Source organism: Arenibacter certesii DSM 19833 (assembly GCF_000429545.1).
Taxonomy (GTDB): domain Bacteria; phylum Bacteroidota; class Bacteroidia; order Flavobacteriales; family Flavobacteriaceae; genus Arenibacter; species Arenibacter certesii.
Genome location: NZ_AUCB01000041.1, coordinates 13,526 through 33,111 on the forward strand (window position 1 = coordinate 13,526; position 19,586 = coordinate 33,111).

Annotated in this window: 22 protein-coding genes; 17 read left to right on the top strand and 5 right to left on the bottom strand. The window is 37.2% G+C overall.

Annotated elements, in window-relative coordinates; all coding sequences use genetic code 11:
* Positions 1-628: 628 nt before the first annotated feature.
* From bioB to G466_RS0116550, 3 genes are all read left to right on the top strand, one after another.
* Positions 629-1,723 (top strand): biotin synthase BioB, encoded by a 1,095-nt coding sequence (gene bioB / locus G466_RS0116540; RefSeq protein WP_026814644.1) that lies wholly within the window; start codon positions 629-631, stop codon positions 1,721-1,723.
* A 74-nt stretch (positions 1,724-1,797) separates the two neighbouring features.
* Positions 1,798-2,655, top strand: a complete 858-nt coding sequence (locus G466_RS0116545) for a cupin-like domain-containing protein (RefSeq protein WP_026814645.1) — start codon at positions 1,798-1,800, stop codon at positions 2,653-2,655.
* A 54-nt stretch (positions 2,656-2,709) separates the two neighbouring features.
* On the top strand, positions 2,710-3,207 hold the full coding sequence (locus G466_RS0116550; protein WP_026814646.1) for a DUF6646 family protein: 498 nt from the start codon (positions 2,710-2,712) through the stop codon (positions 3,205-3,207).
* 53 nt (positions 3,208-3,260) lie between these two features.
* On the opposite strand, the gene G466_RS0116555 is transcribed toward G466_RS0116550, so the two are convergent.
* Positions 3,261-3,743 carry a regulatory protein RecX gene (locus G466_RS0116555; protein ID WP_026814647.1) on the bottom strand — a complete coding sequence of 161 codons (483 nt, stop codon included), beginning with the start codon at positions 3,741-3,743 and terminating at the stop codon, positions 3,261-3,263.
* A 341-nt stretch (positions 3,744-4,084) separates the two neighbouring features.
* On the opposite strand from G466_RS0116555, the gene G466_RS0116560 reads away from it, so the two are divergent.
* Positions 4,085-5,023, top strand: a complete 939-nt coding sequence (locus G466_RS0116560; protein WP_026814648.1) for a 3-keto-disaccharide hydrolase — start codon at positions 4,085-4,087, stop codon at positions 5,021-5,023.
* Between the two features lie 82 nt (positions 5,024-5,105).
* Here the strand turns inward: G466_RS0116560 and G466_RS0116565 are convergent, their stop codons facing one another.
* Together G466_RS0116565 and G466_RS0116570 are read right to left on the bottom strand one after the other, a co-directional pair.
* Positions 5,106-6,653: an Rne/Rng family ribonuclease gene (locus G466_RS0116565; protein ID WP_026814649.1), complete on the bottom strand. Its 1,548-nt coding sequence runs from the start codon at positions 6,651-6,653 to the stop codon at positions 5,106-5,108.
* Positions 6,654-6,928: 275 nt separating this feature from the next.
* On the bottom strand, positions 6,929-7,219 hold the full coding sequence (locus G466_RS0116570) for an HU family DNA-binding protein (RefSeq protein WP_026814650.1): 291 nt from the start codon (positions 7,217-7,219) through the stop codon (positions 6,929-6,931).
* Between the two features lie 128 nt (positions 7,220-7,347).
* Here G466_RS0116570 and mutY point away from each other — a divergent pair, with 128 nt between their 5' ends.
* From mutY to gldD, 4 genes are read left to right on the top strand one after another with little or no spacing between them, the layout of a single operon-like run.
* A complete protein-coding gene (mutY, locus tag G466_RS0116575) occupies positions 7,348-8,385 on the top strand; it encodes an A/G-specific adenine glycosylase (protein ID WP_026814651.1) in 1,038 nt (345 codons plus the stop codon).
* Between the two features lie 24 nt (positions 8,386-8,409).
* On the top strand, positions 8,410-8,874 hold the full coding sequence (locus G466_RS0116580; protein WP_026814652.1) for a single-stranded DNA-binding protein: 465 nt from the start codon (positions 8,410-8,412) through the stop codon (positions 8,872-8,874).
* 24 nt (positions 8,875-8,898) lie between these two features.
* A complete protein-coding gene (locus G466_RS0116585) occupies positions 8,899-10,227 on the top strand; it encodes a gliding motility-associated protein GldE (RefSeq protein ID WP_026814653.1) in 1,329 nt (442 codons plus the stop codon).
* Positions 10,217-10,771, top strand: coding sequence for a gliding motility lipoprotein GldD (gldD, locus tag G466_RS0116590; RefSeq protein ID WP_026814654.1), 555 nt, complete (start codon positions 10,217-10,219; stop codon positions 10,769-10,771). Before G466_RS0116585 ends, gldD begins: the two co-directional genes overlap by 11 nt.
* A 105-nt stretch (positions 10,772-10,876) precedes the next feature.
* Here gldD and G466_RS0116595 read toward each other — a convergent pair whose 3' ends face one another.
* Positions 10,877-11,296, bottom strand: coding sequence for a hypothetical protein (locus tag G466_RS0116595; RefSeq protein WP_026814655.1), 420 nt, complete (start codon positions 11,294-11,296; stop codon positions 10,877-10,879).
* A gap of 355 nt (positions 11,297-11,651) precedes the next feature.
* Between G466_RS0116595 and G466_RS0116605 the strand changes: the two genes are divergently transcribed.
* The 3 genes from G466_RS0116605 to rpmA all read left to right on the top strand — a co-directional run bounded on the left by G466_RS0116605 (position 11,652) and on the right by rpmA (position 12,998).
* Positions 11,652-12,116 (top strand): DUF4199 domain-containing protein, encoded by a 465-nt coding sequence (locus tag G466_RS0116605; RefSeq protein WP_026814656.1) that lies wholly within the window; start codon positions 11,652-11,654, stop codon positions 12,114-12,116.
* 90 nt (positions 12,117-12,206) lie between these two features.
* Positions 12,207-12,713 carry a 50S ribosomal protein L21 gene (gene rplU, locus G466_RS0116610; protein ID WP_026814657.1) on the top strand — a complete coding sequence of 169 codons (507 nt, stop codon included), beginning with the start codon at positions 12,207-12,209 and terminating at the stop codon, positions 12,711-12,713.
* A gap of 24 nt (positions 12,714-12,737) precedes the next feature.
* Positions 12,738-12,998, top strand: coding sequence for a 50S ribosomal protein L27 (gene rpmA / locus G466_RS0116615; RefSeq protein WP_026809082.1), 261 nt, complete (start codon positions 12,738-12,740; stop codon positions 12,996-12,998).
* A gap of 293 nt (positions 12,999-13,291) precedes the next feature.
* On the opposite strand, the gene ahcY is transcribed toward rpmA, so the two are convergent.
* On the bottom strand, positions 13,292-14,608 hold the full coding sequence (gene ahcY, locus G466_RS0116620; protein WP_026814658.1) for an adenosylhomocysteinase: 1,317 nt from the start codon (positions 14,606-14,608) through the stop codon (positions 13,292-13,294).
* Between the two features lie 191 nt (positions 14,609-14,799).
* Between ahcY and G466_RS0116625 the strand changes: the two genes are divergently transcribed.
* From G466_RS0116625 to G466_RS0116650, 6 genes are all read left to right on the top strand, one after another.
* The gene (locus G466_RS0116625; RefSeq protein ID WP_026814659.1) at positions 14,800-15,438 is read left to right on the top strand and encodes a 4'-phosphopantetheinyl transferase family protein; all 639 of its coding nucleotides are present in this window, start codon (positions 14,800-14,802) and stop codon (positions 15,436-15,438) included.
* 185 nt (positions 15,439-15,623) lie between these two features.
* On the top strand, positions 15,624-16,262 hold the full coding sequence (pnuC, locus tag G466_RS0116630; RefSeq protein ID WP_026814660.1) for a nicotinamide riboside transporter PnuC: 639 nt from the start codon (positions 15,624-15,626) through the stop codon (positions 16,260-16,262).
* On the top strand, positions 16,217-16,780 hold the full coding sequence (locus G466_RS0116635; protein ID WP_026814661.1) for an AAA family ATPase: 564 nt from the start codon (positions 16,217-16,219) through the stop codon (positions 16,778-16,780). The genes pnuC and G466_RS0116635 overlap by 46 nt, the downstream gene beginning before the upstream one ends.
* Positions 16,780-18,321 (top strand): DUF4301 family protein, encoded by a 1,542-nt coding sequence (locus G466_RS0116640; protein WP_034235997.1) that lies wholly within the window; start codon positions 16,780-16,782, stop codon positions 18,319-18,321. Before G466_RS0116635 ends, G466_RS0116640 begins: the two co-directional genes overlap by 1 nt.
* A 173-nt stretch (positions 18,322-18,494) precedes the next feature.
* A complete protein-coding gene (locus G466_RS0116645; protein WP_229797235.1) occupies positions 18,495-18,845 on the top strand; it encodes a hypothetical protein in 351 nt (116 codons plus the stop codon).
* A 337-nt stretch (positions 18,846-19,182) separates the two neighbouring features.
* Positions 19,183-19,395, top strand: a complete 213-nt coding sequence (locus tag G466_RS0116650; protein ID WP_026814664.1) for a hypothetical protein — start codon at positions 19,183-19,185, stop codon at positions 19,393-19,395.
* Positions 19,396-19,586: the final 191 nt, after the last annotated feature.

Genomic DNA, 19,586 nt, shown 5'->3' on the forward strand with positions numbered 1-19,586 from the left:
AATCCGATTTTACTGGATCTTACCAATATGTATTGTAAGAATTTCAGTAAATTAGGCTGGCCCAATTTAGATATAAACTTACTGTTAGAATGATATTTATAAAAATAACAGTCTATTACAATTGTGGGAATTTATTTTCAAATATATAAAGCTTATTTGATAAAATCGAAAAAAAAATGAACTAATGACGGAGGAGATTTTAATTTCATTAACTGGAAAGGTAAAAAAAGTGCTACTAATGACTTAGAAAATTAAAGTTTCATCTACTACCTGACAGGAGTCCAAAGACGCTAAGAGTTTTGAAGAATACTGGTTAATAGGGCCCTATTCAAGTCTAAAGTTGCTAGTTCTTAATAATGAAAAAGGGATAGGGTTCTTCCCTTTATTAATGATTAAAAGTTATTTTTGACCCTTTAATGGAATGGACGATGGCTTAGGGATTGCAGCGGCATCCTTTTTTTAAATTTCGAACCAAGTTGAGGTAAAAAAAAGATATAGCGTAAAGCCAGACCCCGACTACCTTGACATCTACGAGGAGCACCTGCAAGGTTTTGGAGAACATGTAGGTCTAAACCTTGGATGAGCTTTGATCGAGGTAGTTGGGGGAAGACCCAATAAACAAATAACTATGAGTGAAGTAAGACACAATTGGACTAAACAGGAAATAGTGGCCATATATAACAAACCGTTTATGGAGTTGCTATACGAAGCGGCTACAGTGCACAGAAGGCATCATGACCCCAATACGGTGCAGGTATCTACTTTGCTCTCTATTAAAACTGGCGGTTGTCCTGAGGATTGTGGATATTGTCCGCAAGCTGCCCGTTACCATACCCATGTAGAGGGGAACGACCTTATGGAGGTTTCTCAGGTAAAGGCCCAAGCGTTGCGTGCCAAGGAAGCGGGAAGCTCAAGGGTGTGTATGGGTGCGGCCTGGAGGAATGTTAAGGATGGTCCGGAGTTTGACCAGGTGCTAGAAATGGTCCGTACCATTAATAAATTGGATATGGAGGTTTGTTGTACTTTGGGAATGATTACAGAGAATCAGGCGCATCGTTTAGCTGAAGCTGGATTATATGCCTACAATCACAATTTAGACACTTCGGAAGATTATTATAAGGATGTAATTTCTACTAGGGCTTTTAAAGACCGATTAGATACCATTGAAAATGTCCGTAAAAGTAACGTTACCGTTTGTAGCGGGGGAATTATTGGAATGGGCGAAGCGTTGGAAGACAGGGCTGGGATGTTGGTAGCCTTATCTACTTTGGATCCGCAGCCAGAATCAGTGCCTATAAATGCATTGGTGGCCGTGGAAGGAACGCCAATGGCAGATTTGCCTCCTATCCCTATTTGGGATATGGTGCGTATGGTTGCTACTACCCGTATAATTATGCCGGAAACCCAAGTGCGTTTATCCGCTGGGCGAACTCAAATGAGCAGGGAAGGGCAGGCGATGTGCTTCTTTGCCGGGGCCAACTCAATTTTTGCGGGAGATAAACTATTGACCACCCCAAATCCGGATGTTAATGAAGATATGGCTATGTTTAAACTGTTAGGTCTTAATCCGCAAAAACCATTCACCAAAGTTTCCCAGCCAAAAACAGTGGAAGCGGAAAATTCCAAGTATCAACCATTGGGCGAAAAGCCTAGATGGTCTAGACCGGGGCATACCATTGAGCGTAATGAAGCGGCTAAGCAAAATGCCAAACTAACGGATTAAATTAGTTTTGGTAAAGTAAGGCTTAATGTTGCTTGCGGTTTCTTTATCTTTGTTGAATAAATAACCATGTTGTTTTGGACTTAAAAGAAATACCCAGAGTATCAAATATTACGAAGGAAGCGTTTCTTAAAAACTACTTTAAGCCACAGCTCCCCGTGGTAATAGAGAATTGTATAGAAGATTGGCCAGCCTATTCCAAATGGGATTTTGAGTATATGCGTAAGGTTGCCGGTGATAGGACGGTGCCGCTTTATGATGATAGGCCGGTACATTCTAAAGACGGATTTAACGAGCCGCATGCCACAATGAAAATGTCCGATTATATAGACCTTCTGCAAAAGGAGCCTACTAGATATCGCATTTTTCTTTGGAATATACTAAAAGAGGTCCCTTCTTTACAACAAGATTTTAAGTATCCTGACTTTGGACTTAAATTGATGAAAGGTTTGCCAATGCTTTTCTTTGGTGGGGAGGATTCCTTCACTTTTATGCATTATGATATTGATCTGGCAAATATTTTTCATTTTCATTTTGTTGGTAATAAGGAAGTTATCTTATTTCCACAATCTGAAAACAGGTATTTGTACAAAGTTCCCCATTCGCTAATTACCCATGAGAGCATAGATTTTGCTAATCCTAATTTTAAGAAGTGGCCCGCACTACGGCATGCATCTGGGTATAAGACGCAATTAAAGCATGGGGAGGTTTTGTATATGCCAGAAGGGTATTGGCATTACATGAGGTATATTACCCCTGGATTTTCCATGAGTTTGCGTGCGATAGCCAGAAATCCCAAGAATTTAGGAAAGGCTTTCTACAACGTTTTATTCATGAGGTATTATGATAATTTAATGCGGAAAATTAAAGGACAGGAGTGGATTGACTGGAAGAACGAGCAGGCTATTATTAGAACAAATAGGCGTCAAGATTAAGGTTTTGTGATTGAAATAGGGTACCTTTGCACGCTAAAAATTAAGAAATAATATATGAGAAATTTACTATTTGCTATGGCGTTTGTTTTAACGGCAGTATCCGTTAATGCACAGGCTTATGATGGAACAGGAGATCAGAAAATGCAAATTGGGGCCAATTTTCAAAAATATGGTACCGGTATTGTAGTTACTTATGATTACGGTCTTGGAGAAAATTTCTCCATAGGAGTTTCTTCTTCCTACGTATTGGGCCTTAAAGAATCTATTGATGCTGATTTCGATAATAGAATAGATCTTAAAGCCAGATTTAATGCTAATCTAGGAAGTGTTCTTCAGTTGGGAAATAATGTGGATGTTTATCCAGGTCTTGATTTAGGACTTAAGAATTTTGGGGGGCATTTGGGGGTGCGATATTTCTTTTCTGATGGATTTGGAATTTTCACAGAGTTTGGCACTCCAATTGCAAAATTTAAGACGCGTGATTTGACTCCAGCTGAGAAATTACACAATCAATTTGTGTTCAGTATAGGGGCGTCATTTAATCTAAATTAATAAATAAATAGCCCTATTTCTTTGCCTTTTAGGTTGCGAAATAGGGCTATTTCTTATTTAAAGGGGATTAATTCTCCTATTTTTTCATAGACCATATTACTTTCCCATCCTCTGTAAAACAGGTAATCTGCCAATTTTTTACGACGTTTCTGTATATCTTTCTCTTTAATTTGTGTAAGCCGTTTTTTGGCTAACTCATTAAAAGTTTTTTCGTATTCCGAACTATCGATCTCTTCTAAAGCGGACGTAATATTAAATTTGGAAATATCCCTATGCTTTAGTTCATTTTTGATTCTATTTTTCCCCCATTTTTTAATATTAAATTTCCCGCGGGCGAAGCTTTTGGCAAAGCGTTCTTCGTTAAGGTAATTATCCTTGATGAGGTGTACTACTATTTGGTCTATAGCCTCAGGAATCATACGCATCTCCTTTAGCTTGGTAACAACTTCCTTATGGCACCTGTCTTGGTACGCACAATAGCTCTCCATTTTTTTAATGGCTTCGGTTACGGAGTAAGATCTATAAGGTTCTGTCATATTAATATGCTGTTGTTCTAGTGTTTTTATCACTTCGGATAGTGGGTAAAGATAAGGCAGAAAAAGGGTATGGTAAATTTATGAGGATTGACTGTTGTGTTATTGCTTATAACATTTATGTGTCTAAGTTACTATGGTTTTCTAACTTAGATTGAAATAGCTATTCTTCATGAAAATGGTTTTTTTATTGGGTGAAATAGCATGGTTAGGTCCTGTTGCTTGATGAGAACATAGGTGATTATGCGCTATAAAGGAGTGCATTGGTATGGAGATTTGGAACTTTCTTATAGCTTTAAACTCTAAATTGTTATTATATTTACTTTCGATAAAAACAAAATTATATGAATATTAGATCTAAAATATCTGGAGTTGTCTTATTCCTTTTCCTAACTATATCTTCATTTTCTTATTCCCAAATGATTAATCCTATTGAGGGAAGATGGAATATGGTTATCTCCCAGAATGGCAAGGAGCTCCCTTCTTGGTTAGAAATTCGCCATTCAGGAACACGTACTTTAGTAGGAAGATTTGTGTATGCTATGGGTAGTGCACGGCCTATTTCGGAAATAAGTATGAAGGACGATAAATTTACTTTTTCCATTCCTCCACAATGGGAAGATGGTAATAGGAATATGGAGTTTAGTGGTGTGTTAGATGGTGATGTACTAAGTGGCACCATGGTTTATACCGACGGTAAATCATATGAATGGGAAGCCGTGAGGGCGCCAAAATTGGAATACATTAAAAATCCAAAGTGGGGAAAGCCACAAAATTTGATTAATGAAAACGATTTAAATGGGTGGCATGCATTAGGAAAAAACCAATGGTCTGTGGAATCTGGTATTCTAAAAAGTCCGAGATCTGGGGCTAATTTAGTTTCTGATGAAAAGTTTCAGGATTTTAAATTGCATTTGGAGTTCCGTTATCCTGAGGGAAGCAACAGTGGGGTATATCTTCGTGGACGTTATGAAGTGCAAATTACAGATAGTAAGGGGGCAGATCCGTCAGATATTGAGTTTAGTGGGATATACGGTTTTCTTACGCCTTCTGAGGTAGTAGCAAAGGAGGCAATGGAATGGCAAGAATATGATATTACATTAATTGGAAGGCGGGTAACGGTTGTTGCCAATGGAGTTACTGTCATTAAGGATCAGATTATTCCTGGGATTACAGGGGGTGCTTTGGATAGTAGGGAAGGGGAGCCTGGTCCTTTGTTGTTGCAGGGAGATCACGGCCCAATAGAATTTAGAAATATTGTGATAACGCCCAGAGTAGAATAAAATACACGTCGGGACTTTTAAAAGTTCTAAATAGTAGTTATTGAAACAAAAAAAGCGACTCCTTTTTGGTAGTCGCTTTTATTTAATATATGGTTTTGCCGTCTTTATTCTTAAAACGGTATTCAAGATAAGTGTAGGCATCCCTTGGCTGAATTTTTATCCATTTTTTATGCTCCAAGAACCACTTGGTGCGGATAGATGGAAAGCCTTTGGTTAAATAGGCGGCGATAAAGGGATGGATGTTTAAGATGATCCCATTGTCCTTTGCCGGACCTTTTAGAAGTTTTTCCAAGTCTGAATTTATCTTGTCTATTAGTACAATAGGGGCTTCCACTTCTTGGCCAGGGCCATTAGGATTTGCCTCACTTGTTTTAATGTTCATTTCGGGTCTCACCCGTTGTCTTGTAATTTGTATCAGTCCAAACTTACTGGGAGGCAGTATTTTATGTTTGGCCCTATCGTCCTTCATCTCATCTCTAAGATGATCAAACAGGCGTCTTCTGTGTTCGCCTTTTGCCATGTCTATAAAGTCTACCACAATAATCCCTCCCATATCGCGGAGTCTTAATTGTCTGGCAATTTCCGAAGCGGCCAATAGATTGACCTCTAGAGCGGTTTCTTCCTGATTTTTTGCTTTGTTGGATCTGTTGCCGCTATTTACATCAATAACATGCAGTGCTTCCGTATGTTCTATAATCAGATAGGCCCCCTTGCTCATTGTGGCTGTACGCCCAAAGGAAGTTTTGATCTGTCTTTCGATCCCAAATTTTTCAAAAATGGGGACAGAAGAAGAATACAACTTAACAATAGATTCTTTCTCTGGTGCAATTTCCTGCACGTAATCTTTTACTTGCTCAAAAAGCGTTTCATCATCCACATAAATCCCTGTATAGGAGTCGTTAAAAACATCCCTTAGAATGGAAGAGGCTCTATTAAGCTCTACCAAAACCTTGGATGGATGCGGAGCTTTTTGAATTTTATTGCACATTACTGACCATTTGTTCAGTAAACCTTGCAAATCTTTATCTAGTTCTGCTACTTTTTTGCCTTCTGCGACTGTTCGGATAATAACGCCAAACCCTTTTGGTTTAATGCTTCTTACGAGCCGTTTTAACCTATCTTTTTCTTCTTTACTCTCTATTTTCTGAGAGACCGACACACGATCGGAAAAAGGGACCATGACCAAATAACGGCCCGCTATGGAAAGTTCTGAGCTTATTCGTGGTCCTTTTGTGGATATGGGTTCCTTAACTATTTGTACAAGTAAGGATTGATTGGCTTTGATAACATCGTTAATGCTACCATTTTTGTCAATATCTTCTTCAAACTTAAAATTGCTTAAAGAATAGTCTTTTAATTTTCCTGAGCTAACGGCTTTTATGAATTTCAACATAGAAGCTAGTTGCGGGCCAAGGTCGTGGTAATGAAGAAAGGCATCCTTCTCATACCCCACATTTACGAACGCCGCATTTAATCCGGTAACGGGTTTCCTGACTTTGGCGATCATAATATCGCCAACAGAAAAATCGTTACTGTCTTCTTCTTTGTGTAATTCAGTGAGTTTCCCCTCCTTTAGCAAGGCAAAATCGACGGCATCGGAACTAGATCTTACGATCAATTCTCTATTCACCTGAATTAATTTATATTCGCCCAAAATGTCGCACCCGAAGGATAACACAGGACAAATGATTAAACAATAATTTGTACAGGTTCTCTAAACCCGTCGAAATTCTCTTGAGAATTTCTATGTCAATGAACGTATAAAAAGAAAAAGTAGTTGTAGCAACTACTTTTTCTTGTGTCGGTTAGCTCTCCTGCGCTTCTTGCGCTTGTGAGTAGCTACCTTATGTCTTTTTCTTTTCTTACCGCTCGGCATAAAGGTCTATTTTTTAGATTAATAATAAGTTATTTTACTAGTACATTACTTTTAACACCTTCTAGAAAAACCTTTGCAGGTTTAAACGCAGGGATATTGTGTGCTGGTATTTTTATGGTAGTATTCTTTGAAATATTTCTACCAGTCTTTTCGGCTCTTGTTTTAATGATAAAACTGCCAAATCCTCTTAAGTAAACGTTATCTCCGCTCTCTAAAGATGCTTTAACTTCTTCCATAAAGGTTTCTACCGTTGCTTGTACATCCCCTTTTTCAATGCCCAGCTTATCTGAGATTTTCGTTACAATTTCCGCTTTCGTCATGTTAAGTAAATATATTTCTATGTGTTTTTTTCGGGACGCAAATATATGAATTAAATTATATCTTTCAATGCATAAGAACTTAATTTTAAGATGCTAAACCATTACTTTTGTAAATTACACCTTACTAAATGAGTTTTTCTAGAATTATTTTGGAGTGGTATAGCCTTCATAAAAGACGGCTCCCGTGGCGAAAGACCCGTGATCCGTATTTAATTTGGTTGTCAGAAATTATGTTGCAACAGACCCGCGTAGCTCAGGGAATTCCGTATTATTTAACATTTGTTAAGAGTTTTCCCACGGTACATCACCTTGCTAAAGCCAAGGAAGAACAGGTTTTAAAATTATGGCAAGGACTAGGGTATTATTCCAGGGCAAGGAATTTACATGCTACCGCCAAATTTATTTCGGAAGAACGTGATGGAATCTTCCCCGATACATATAAAGAGTTAATAAAATTAAAAGGAATTGGGGATTATACGGCCAGTGCAATTGCCTCTATTTGTTTTGATCGGCCAGAAGCAGTTGTCGATGGTAATGTTTATAGAGTGTTGGCAAGGTACTACGGGGTAGAGTTACCTATTAATTCTAAAGAAGGGATAAGTTTCTTTAGGGAGCTTGCCCATAGAGTGAAAGATGTTCAAAATATAAAGGACTATAATCAAGGGATAATGGAATTTGGTGCCTTGCAGTGCACTCCTAAAAATCCAGATTGTAACAGTTGCCCTTTACATAATGACTGTGTTGCTTTGGCTACCGATAAAGTTGCTGTTTTACCAGTTAAAACAAAAAAGACTAAAATTAGAAAACGATATTTTAATTATCTGGTCGTAGTAGATGAAAATAATAGTACCTTGTTACAACAACGAATTGGGCCTGGAATATGGCAAAATTTGTATGAGTTTCCACTGTTGGAAACCGATAAGGAGATTGAGCTGGAAGAAGTAGGCGAAAGTTTAAAGGGTATTGTGGCTGTGGAAGCGCCTTTTGAGGTATACTTATACAATGAGAATCAGGTGGTCCATAAATTATCTCATCAGCATTTGCATACGCGTTTTTGGATTATTCATGCTGCGGATAAGTTGGAGAATGGAATAAGAATTAGCGATCTGCATAAATATCCCGTGCCAGTTTTAATAGCGGATTTTATAAAAGCATTTAAAATTTAGTATTTTTGACCTAAGATTTGATTTATGAGTGGAACATTAAATAAAGTAATGCTGATTGGGCATTTAGGAGATGAAATTAAAATGCACTATTTTGAAGGAGGCAATTGTATAGGAAGATTTCCATTGGCCACCAATGAAACGTATACTAACAGGCAGACCGGTGAAAGAGTGACCAATACGGACTGGCACAATATTGTGGTGAGAAATAAAGCTGCCGAAGTTTGTGAGAAATATTTGTCCAAAGGTGATAAGGTGTATGTTGAAGGGCGTTTAAAAAATCGCCAGTGGCAAGGAGAGGACGGTAATACCCGTTATACTACCGAAGTGCACGTTCAAGAATTTACATTTTTGAGCACTAAAAAGGGCGATGATCCTGGCGCCCAGTCCAGCCAACAAAATCAGTCTCAAAACCTGGGGTCTATACCAAATAGGCCTAATGAACCTGTAGCTGGTAATGAGCCCGAACAGGAAGATGATTTACCTTTTTAAGTCAATTAAAATAAAAACCTACTAGTGGATCCTGACCCCCTTAGTTTATTGTTGAATTTTATAGCAATTGATGTTGCTTTTGCGTTTAAAATCATACTGCTTATTCTTCTTTTATTATGCTCGGCCGTAATATCTGGAGCTGAAGTTGCTTTTTTTGGGCTTTCCTTGACGGAGCTTAAGGGAATTGAAGATAAAAATACCACCAAGGGCAAAATAATTATAGATCTTTTAAATCGCCCTAAAAAGTTATTGGCTACGATTCTTATTGCCAATAATGCCATAAACATCGGTACCGTACTGTTGTTCAATCAAATAGCGAATACTATATTCAAGGATTTAGAATTTAGTATTTTAGGGTTAATTCCCGTCCGCTTTTTGTTGGAGGTAGTAGTCGTTACCTTTCTTATTTTAATGTTTGGGGAAATATTGCCAAAAGTCTATGCCAATAGGAACAAACTTACCTTTTCCTTTTTTATGGCTTACCCTTTAAAGGTGTTAGACTTTTTATTATCTCCCTTAAGTTTGCCAATGAGATCGGGTACAATTCTGATCTATGAAAAATTGGGCAAACAAAAGTCCAGTTTAAGCGTGGATCATTTGTCACAGGCTTTGGAGTTGACCTCTGAAGGGGATACTACTAAGGAAGAGCAGAAAATATTGGAAGGTATTGTGTCTTTTGGAAATACAGATACCAAGCAGGTAATGCGTCCAAGGATAGATATTTTTGCGTTAAAAGAGGATATGAAATATCCAGAAGTATTGGTGGAGATACAGAAAAATGGATACTCTAGGATTCCTATATTTTCCGAAAACATGGATAATGTTCTGGGCGTGTTATACGTTAAGGACTTGTTGCCCTATATAGATCGGAAGACTTTTAATTGGGTATCCCTCATAAGAGAGCCTTATTTTGTGCCTGAAAACAAGAAATTGGACGACCTATTATTGGAATTCCAGTCTAAAAAGAATCATTTGGCTATTGTAGTCGACGAATATGGGGGTACTTCAGGAATAGTTACCTTAGAAGATATTATTGAGGAAATTGTTGGGGATATAAGCGATGAGTTTGATGATGAGGATCTTATCTTCTCTAAGTTAGATGATTTTAATTATGTGTTTGATGGAAAAACACCCCTACGCGATTTTTATAGGGTGGCAAAGATTGAAGATGAGGACGATTTTGAAGATAATAAAGGAGAGTCCGAAACCGTTGCCGGATTTGTTTTAGAGATAGCCGGAAGCTTTCCTAAAAGAGGAGAGACCGTGAGTTTTAAAGACTACAAATTTGTAGTGGAGAGCTTGGATAAAAAACGATTGAAACAAATTAAAGTTACCTTGCCCAATGAAGTATAGTGTTATAATTGTTTTTTGCTGCTTTCTTCTTGGTTCTTGTGAAGGGGAGGTTTTACCTAAACCAAATGCACTGCTCCGGTTAGAATATCCGGATACGGAACATACGACTTTTAAAGGGGATCATTTTACATTGGATCGGAATGTTATGGCTTCAATAAAATCTAAAAAAGGCAATTCCTTTATTTTGGATTACCCCTTAATGCAAGGTTCTATTTTTATTACCTATAAAGAAATAAACGGCGACTTGGACAAACTTTTGACCGATGCTCAGAGATTAAGCTATGAGCACGCAGTAAAAGCCGATAACATACTAGAACAGCCATTTGTAAACGAGGAAGGTAAGGTGTATGGAATGTACTATGAGGTGAAAGGAAACGCTGCCTCACAGGCGCAATTTTATGTTACGGACAGTACAGCGCATTTTGTAACTGGATCTTTATATTTCCACGCTAAGCCAAATTACGATTCTATTTTACCAGCTGCGGCCTATCTGCAAAATGATATACGTAGAATAATGGAAACCTTAAAATGGATCGACGAGTAGGAAATTTGTAGTGCCATTTAAAGGGTTATAATGTGTTTGTCTTTATTTGTCAGCAGAAGTATCAGGTGATTGAGGGGCTTAAAAATGCTTAAGAATTAAATTTACTTACTCTTTTTTAAGTAATTCTTCTGCATTTTTAATGCTGGAGTTTATTTGGTCCCTAAGAACTTTAACCTTTTCTTCCTCCTCGTTTAACCATTGTTGTTTTTCTTCGGTAAGTGTTTTTCCCTTCATGATTTCTTCGCCATCAAATCGGTCGCCAAAATTTCTCATCCAATCCATCATGGATTTGTGGGCGTCTTTTAAGTCCTGTCTTGCTTTAGTGTAGGATTCTGCGGTATCACTTTTGGTAATTTCCTCATCCAATTCACTTATTAAATTGCCTATTGTACCCATTTTAGGCATTACCTCATCATGTATGGCCAATACTTCTTTCATTTGAGAGGTGTCTTGCTTTGCCTCTTTGCAGGAATAAGACAAAGTGGTCAATACGGTAAGAACAAGGAACAATTGACAAGTTTTCATATTAAGAATTTAAAATGCTTAGCGGCCTTTGGCACTAGAACATGGATTGATTAATTGAGAATCAAATATACGAAATATGGGAAATGCTAAGGGTATTTCAATTCTTATATGCTTAAGTAGGGCTATTGCAGTCTTTAATTCCACTTTATATATGAGAAATCTTCTAAATATTGAAGCAATTATGATGGCTGCAGAGGGTGTTTAACAATGAAGTGTGATACAATTTAGGTTGGGATAGACGATAAGAATTGGGTTTCATTAGGTTTAATTCCAAGAAAGTTTAGTTCCTTGTTAATTTATGTGTTTTAATCATTAAAATTCTGTAATTTAAGGGGATAACCTAAAACACTAAACTATGAAACTGTTTTCACTACCGATTAGGTTTGGTATCGCCACAAGCGGTTCATTAATTGCATACTTCCTAATTTTATCCCTTTTTAACCTACATACCAATGTGTTTTATAGTTTGTTTAATGGGGTCATTACTGGTTTTGGCATATTTGAGGCCATAAAGTATTTTAAGATAGAAAAGGGAACTTCTTTTAATTATGGGAAAGGTTTCGCTGCAGGACTGGTAACAGGTTTTGTTGCTACTATCATATTCACCATTTTTTTCGCTTTCTATTCAACTGAAATCAACCTAGGTTTTTTGGATGAACTTTCTAAAGTTTGGTTTAGGGATTATGATACTTCGGAAGGTATAGTATTCTTTACGGTAGCAATTATGGGCTTTGCCACTACTGTAGTGCTTACCCTATCATTTATGCAGCTATTTAAGGGGTCTAACAATCCAAAGGCTAAATCACGGGTAAAAATCTAAAAAAATGCTTGTAAATTAAGTATTTAGAACTATATTTGCACCCGCCTAATATAAGGTTAGGCATGTTCTTATATAATTAAAACACAAGCTATGTACGCAATTGTAGAGATAGCAGGGCAGCAATTTAAAGTTGCGAAAGACCAAAAAGTGTATGTTCACCGTTTACAAGACGAAGAAGGTAGCAAAGTTATCTTTGATAACGTTCTTTTGTTGGAAGATGGTACTGACATCACAATTGGCGCCCCCGCTATAGACGGAGCCGCTGTTGAGGCTAAAGTCATTAAGCACCTTAAAGGTGACAAGGTAATTGTCTTTAAAAAGAAAAGACGTAAAGGTTACAGAACAAAAAATGGTCACCGTCAGTATTTGACTGAATTGTTGATAGAGGGAATAGTTGCCTCTGGAGCAAAGAAGACCGAGAAAAAAGCAGATTCTAAGCCCGCAGCTAAAAAAGCTGATGCTCCTGCAAAGGAGGAGTCACAAGACAACGATTTGAATAAAAAAACTGTTGTGGAGTTGAGAGAAATGGCAAAGGATAAGGGAATTGATGGATATTCTTCCATGAAGAAAGCTGAGTTAATTGCCGCTTTAAGTTAATAACTAGAATTAAAACAGAATATCATGGCACACAAAAAAGGTGTTGGTAGTTCCAAAAACGGTAGGGAATCAGAATCGAAACGTTTAGGCGTTAAGATATTTGGTGGTCAACCTGCTATTGCTGGAAATATCATCGTAAGACAGCGTGGTACAAAACATAATCCTGGAGCAAATGTTTATGCAGGAAAGGATCATACCTTGCATGCAAGAGTAGATGGTATTGTTAAGTTCCAAAAGAAAGCAAAAGGGAAATCTTATGTTTCCATTGAGCCTTTTGAGGCTTAGTTGCTCATTCTTTAAAATTTAAAAACCCTTTCCAAATTTGGAAAGGGTTTTTTTATGGCAACAGTGCGCTCATTTGGTACTAGTTTAGCGCTTAAAATCCTATAAATTTTATGTAAAGGCTCCAGGCTGTTCAACTTTTCTCTACATAGGAAGTAATGTACTTATCTATATTATTTTGTGCCTGTTTGGCTTATTTGCTGAAGATGGATTGTAGCGATTTTAAAGTGACTAAAAAGAAAACCCCGTATATTAATCTAATATAAGGGGTTTTAACGTTATAAACTAGTAAGATATTAGTACCTGTAATAGTCGGGTTTAAATGGTCCTTCTACAGTTACACCAATATATTCGGCTTGTTCTGGTCTAAGGGTTTCCAGTTCAATTCCCAAACGTGATAAATGTAGAGCGGCTACTTTTTCATCCAAATGTTTTGGAAGCATGTAAACTTTGTTTTCGTACTTATTACTATGTTTCCAAAGCTCTATTTGTGCTAGGGTTTGGTTAGTAAATGAATTACTCATTACAAAACTGGGGTGGCCAGTAGCGCAACCAAGATTTACCAGTCTACCTTCTGCAAGAACTATTACATCTTTACCTTCAATAGTGTATTTGTCTACCTGAGGTTTAATCTCATCCTTGGTATGACCGTAATTCTTATTTAACCAAGCCATATCAATTTCATTGTCGAAATGTCCAATATTACATACAATGGCCTTGTCTTTCATCGCCTTAAAATGCTGAGACTGTATAATGTCTTTATTGCCAGTTGTGGTAATAACGATATCGGCATTGCCCACAACAGTTTCCATTTTTTTCACTTCAAAACCATCCATTGCTGCTTGTAATGCACAAATTGGATCTATTTCGGTAACGGTTACTATAGAACCGGCTCCTTTAAAAGAGGCCGCTGTACCCTTACCAACATCACCGTAGCCTGCAACAACTACACGCTTTCCGGCTAGCATAGTATCGGTTGCCCTTCTAATAGCGTCTACAGCACTTTCTCTGCATCCGTATTTATTGTCGAACTTGGACTTGGTCACGGAATCGTTTACGTTAATGGCGGGCATAGGTAATGTTCCTTTTTTAACGCGCTCATATAAACGATGTACTCCCGTGGTAGTTTCTTCGGAAAGGCCTTTAATGTCTTTAGCCATTTCTGGATACTTGTCCAACACCATATTAGTAAGGTCACCACCATCGTCCAAAATCATATTCAATGGTTTGCGATCTTCTCCAAAGAATAAGGTCTGCTCTATTGCCCAATTAAATTCTTCCTCAGACATCCCTTTCCAAGCGTAGACAGGAACACCTGCTTCTGCCATCGCAGCTGCAGCCTGGTCCTGGGTAGAGAAGATATTACATGAACTCCAAGTAACTTCGGCCCCCAATGCAATTAAGGTCTCTATAAGAACAGCAGTTTGAATAGTCATATGTAGGCAACCTGCTATACGGGCACCTTTTAAAGGCTGCTCATCCCCATACTCTTCACATAAGGACATCAGTCCTGGCATTTCAGCTTCCGCTAATTCAATTTCTTTTCTTCCCCAACTGGCCAAGCCAATATCTTTAACTTTATAGGGTATGTAAGGAATAGTTTTAATACTCATTTTTTATTATTTTTATTATTGGTCAAATGCGTTGATGGTTTTGCTCACGTAGATGGGCATTATGTAAAAATATATTAAGACAAGGAATAAATTAGTTTAGTCTATTTCTTCTCCGTTTTTATTTTTACATTCGTACAGGAGCAATTATCCATTTTTGCACTTGCAAAGGTAGTAATAACTTAAATAATCCCATGCCTCTTTACAAAACTATAACAGTAGATTCCCATGTTAAGGTCCTGATTTGGAAAGTTGAAGAGACCGAAGCAGCGCTCTCTAAGGGTGTAATCCTAACCCCAATATGCAATAATAGGTTGAGGGGAATGAAGTCAGAACTTCATAGAAGGGGGTTCTTAAGTATCCGGCATTTATTGGCGGAAGCAGGTTATGAAGACAAGGATCTTTATTACGACGAGGGCGGCAAACCCCATTTAAGGGACGGACGTTTTATTTCCATAACTCATTCCCACGAATTTACAGGTATTATTTTATCTGATAAGTTGGAAGTGGGCGTCGACATAGAATTGCAGCGCGAGAAAATCCTTAAGATTGCCAGTAAGTTTACTCCTCTTGAAGAATATAAGACGGTTGCCAATACAGATGCATTGATTAGAAAGCTGACCATTGTTTGGGGAGCAAAGGAATCGCTCTTTAAAATTTATGCCCATAAGGGGCTAAGTTTTTTACATCATATAGATATCACCGATTTTAATCTATCTGAAAATGAAACTACGGGGACCATATTGTATAAGGGTAAAGCTTCCAATTATTCTATTAGATTTCTAGAGTTTGAAGGATATACTTGTGTGTATGCTACAAAAAACGAAGGGTAATGCGCCTAAATTTTTTCTATATTCATATCCTAAATCTGTCTAATCTGGTAGCACCTTATAAAAAGTCACTTTAATATTGTGATGAGGAAATTATTGAAGTGGCTAAATAAAGAAAATTGATTTTCAGTCTAGATTGTTGACAAAAATTGGTTGTTAGGGAATTGTATAATTAGAGCGTAGCATAGATGGATCTTATAGTTGAATGGTTCTTTTCCCAATATCATGATATCCCTACCCATTTAATTGTTCTAGAGTTGGTAGGAGTGTTTTTTGGTTTTTTAAGTGTTTGGTATTCCAAGCAAGAGAATATCCTGGTTTTTCCCACTGGGATTATTAGCACTGGTATATTTGTGTACATATTGGGCGTTTTTGGACTTCTGGGGGATATGTTGATCAATGCGTATTATTTCACCATGAGTATTTATGGTTGGTATGTGTGGACAAGGAAGATAGATGATGAACATTTTATCCCAATAACTAGAACTACGGCAAAGGAAAAAAAATGGTCGGTCATGCTCTTTATGGGGGCTATTGCATTTGTGGTGCTGGTTTACCTCGTTTTTGACCAATGGAATAGCTGGACCGCTTATGTAGATACAATTACCACCGCAATATTTTTTGTGGCTATGTGGTTAATGGCCCGTAAAAAGTTGGGAAACTGGATTTTTTGGATATTAGGAGATATTATATCCATTCCCCTCTATTGGTATAAAGGACTTATATTTACTTCTTTTCAATATATATTGTTTACTATTATAGCCATTTTAGGATACTTCGCATGGAAGAAAAGTTTAAACAAAAGCCCTCAGATGTTATTAAAGTAGTATTATTTGGTCCAGAATCGACAGGAAAAACTACATTATCCAAGCAATTGGCTAAACACTACAAGTCCGTTTGGGTGCCTGAGTATGCTCGAGAATATCTTCAAGACAAATGGAATAATGAAAAAAAGACCTGTGAACCTCAAGATTTGTTGCCTATAGCAGAGGGGCAAATGAAGTTGGAGAATGAGCTGTCAGAGCAAGCTACCGATGTATTAATTTGTGATACGGATCTTTTGGAGACAAAAGTTTATTCTGAAGCGTATTATTTGGGCTACTGTGATCCCCTATTGGAAAAATACGCCCTAGGGAATTCCTATGACCTGTATTTGCTTACTTATATAGACGTCCCTTGGGAAAAAGATGATTTAAGGGATAAGCCTAAAGAACGAGAGCGAATGTTTTTGTATTTCAAAGAAACATTGGAACGGTATAACAGGAATTTTGTTATATTAAAGGGCGATAAACAAACGCGACTTAAAACGGCTGTAAAATATATTAACCAACTACTAGAAAAATAATGGTATTATCTGAAGCGGATATAATTCAGTTGGAAAACCTAGGTGTTTCCACAGAAAAAGTTAAGGCACAAATAGAAACTTTTAAAGAGGGAATTCCATTTGTTCGCTTAGAGAAAGCGGCAATAGTCTCCCATGGGATCTCTAAATTCTCTGAGGCACGAGCTCAAGAGTTAATCGATACTTTTAAGGAAGAAAATGACAATATATCCATATTGAAATTTGTACCTGCTTCTGGAGCAGCCTCTAGAATGTTTAAGGCTATGTTTAACTTTTTGGATGCTTACGATCCAAAAAAAGAAAGGTTGGAGGACTATCTTAAGCGAACCGGGGATAAGGACGCAGCAACATTCTTTGATGGATATCAAAAATTTGCATTTTATGACCTTATCCAAAATAGAATAAAAGGAAAGACAGACTCTAAGGATGAAGAGAAGTACCTCTTTGTGCAGGATATGTTGTTGAAGGACGGATTAAATTATGGTTTTTTCCCAAAGGGACTTTTGCCTTTTCATCATTATGGGAATCATAGCGCTACTCCTTTTGAAGAGCATTTAAAGGAGGCTGCTGATTATGCATCCGTAAACAATGAGGCGAGATTACATTTCACTATATCTGAACAACATGGGAAAATGTTTAACCAGGAATTTAAGAAGGCTGGTGAAAGGGTAGCCGCAGATACCAAGACTTCCTTTTCGGTAACTTACTCCTACCAAAAATCATCTACCGACACCATCGCGGTGGATATGGATAATAAGCCATTTCGTCTATCTGATGGTTCTCTCTTATTTAGGCCTGGAGGGCACGGTGCGCTAATAGAGAATTTAAATGATGTGGATGCGGATGTAATCTTTATAAAAAATATAGATAACGTTGTTGTACCTAGATATACCGAAGTAATGGCAGCAAATAAGAAAATACTTGCTGGGCTGCTATTGGAGCTTCAGGAAAAGGTCTTTAAATATGCCCGAATATTGAATGAAAATGACCTGAAAGCGGAGGAAGTAGACGGTATAATAAAGTTTTTGGAAGAGGAGCTAAATGTGCACTTTACCGATAAATTCAATGGTTTTAGTTTAAAAGAACAAATAAAGGTTTTAAAAGATAAGGTCAACAGGCCAATTCGCATCTGTGGAATGGTGAAAAATGAGGGAGAACCTGGGGGCGGACCTTTTTGGGTCAAGGATGCCCAAAATCAGATATCTTTGCAAATTATAGAATCTGCACAAGTGGATACTGATAATCCCGAACAGTTGAAAGTGATGAAGAATGCTACTCATTTTAATCCTGTAGACTTAGTGTGTGGGGTAAGAAATTATAAGGGGGAAAAGTTCGATTTACTCAAATTTGTAGATGTTAAACAAGGCTTTATCACGCAAAAAACCCAAGAAGGGAAAGACCTTAAAGCGTTGGAGCTTCCCGGGTTATGGAATGGTGCCATGGCTTTTTGGAATACCGTTTTTGTAGAAGTTCCATTAGAGACATTTAATCCAGTAAAAACGGTGAATGATCTACTAAAACCATCACATCAAGTAAAATATTAGATTGGCTTTTAAGAGTTTTAAAAAGTGTGTAATTTTTACACACTTTTTTTGTTTTCTACACACTTATAAACACTACCTAAAATAAAGGGAAATTAGTTTAAGTTGCTGGTAATCAGACGTTACATGGCGTAAGTGGCTTTAGGAATATCAATGGCATGATTTTGTTATAACACATGGGAGAAAAGATACTATACACCTTAAGATATATTGATATGAATTCAGAAGTGAAGAATTTAGTTTTCGCCACTGCTTTGGCGGTAGGGTCATTTAGCCCAATGTTGGCTAATCCGCCAATCTTCCATGATGGAATAATGGAGATGATACATGCTCAGGACTTTAGTGAAATAGAGAAAGATTCACTTCCCGATACTATTACTACAGCCTTGGAAAAAGATTATCCTGGTGCCATAGTAGAAAAAGCCTTTCTGAATGATGTAAACGAATACAAACTGGAAGTTATCCTTGAAGATGAATCTAGCGAGGAATTATACATACATGCAGATGGTAGCTGGATTGATATGTAGTAATTGAACTTTGAGTTAGATAGATTAGTTAAGGCTGCATTTTTTGTGGCCTTTTCTTTTGGCTTATTTTGAAAAAATCCATAAGATGAGGCCGTGTTGAAGATTTATTTTTGATGGAGAACGATCTTAGTATAGTGTACAACGCGTAGTAAGAATGAAAACTGTAAAGTTTTTCCTTCGGTGTAATCTCCTACTAGCAAAGTGCGATGTTGTTTGTAATAATCCAAATTTCTTGGACATTGGAGGTGTTAAGTGATATATTTTGTATACTTTGTTTACAATTAATATTCTCTTCTATTCGATTTTCCTCCCGTATAATCTGTATAATACAGCGGTCATGGAAAATAATTTTAAGCCAATTGGTGCTTATGAGCTTCCTGGGAGCATTTTGCATATGATATATGAGCAGTATGCTTCTTATACATTACTCCATGCATTTTATAATGGTGCCGGAGTATATAAAATAGATCTAATCTTTGAATTAGATACAATCCATACTCTCTATATGGATGAGGACGGTAATATGAAAGAACTAAAGGATTTATTATAATATGTTATCTATCCGTAACCGTCCTCTACAATGTGTATCTATTACACAGTCTTGAAATAAACTACCCATAATTACACAGTCAGCGAGTTTCCTTTTATTTCATTATACGTCTGGTAATCAGCAAAGTAGTTGTTGTTTTAATGTATTTATATTCTTGGTATCATATTTTCAATAGGTAATATGAGTTTAAC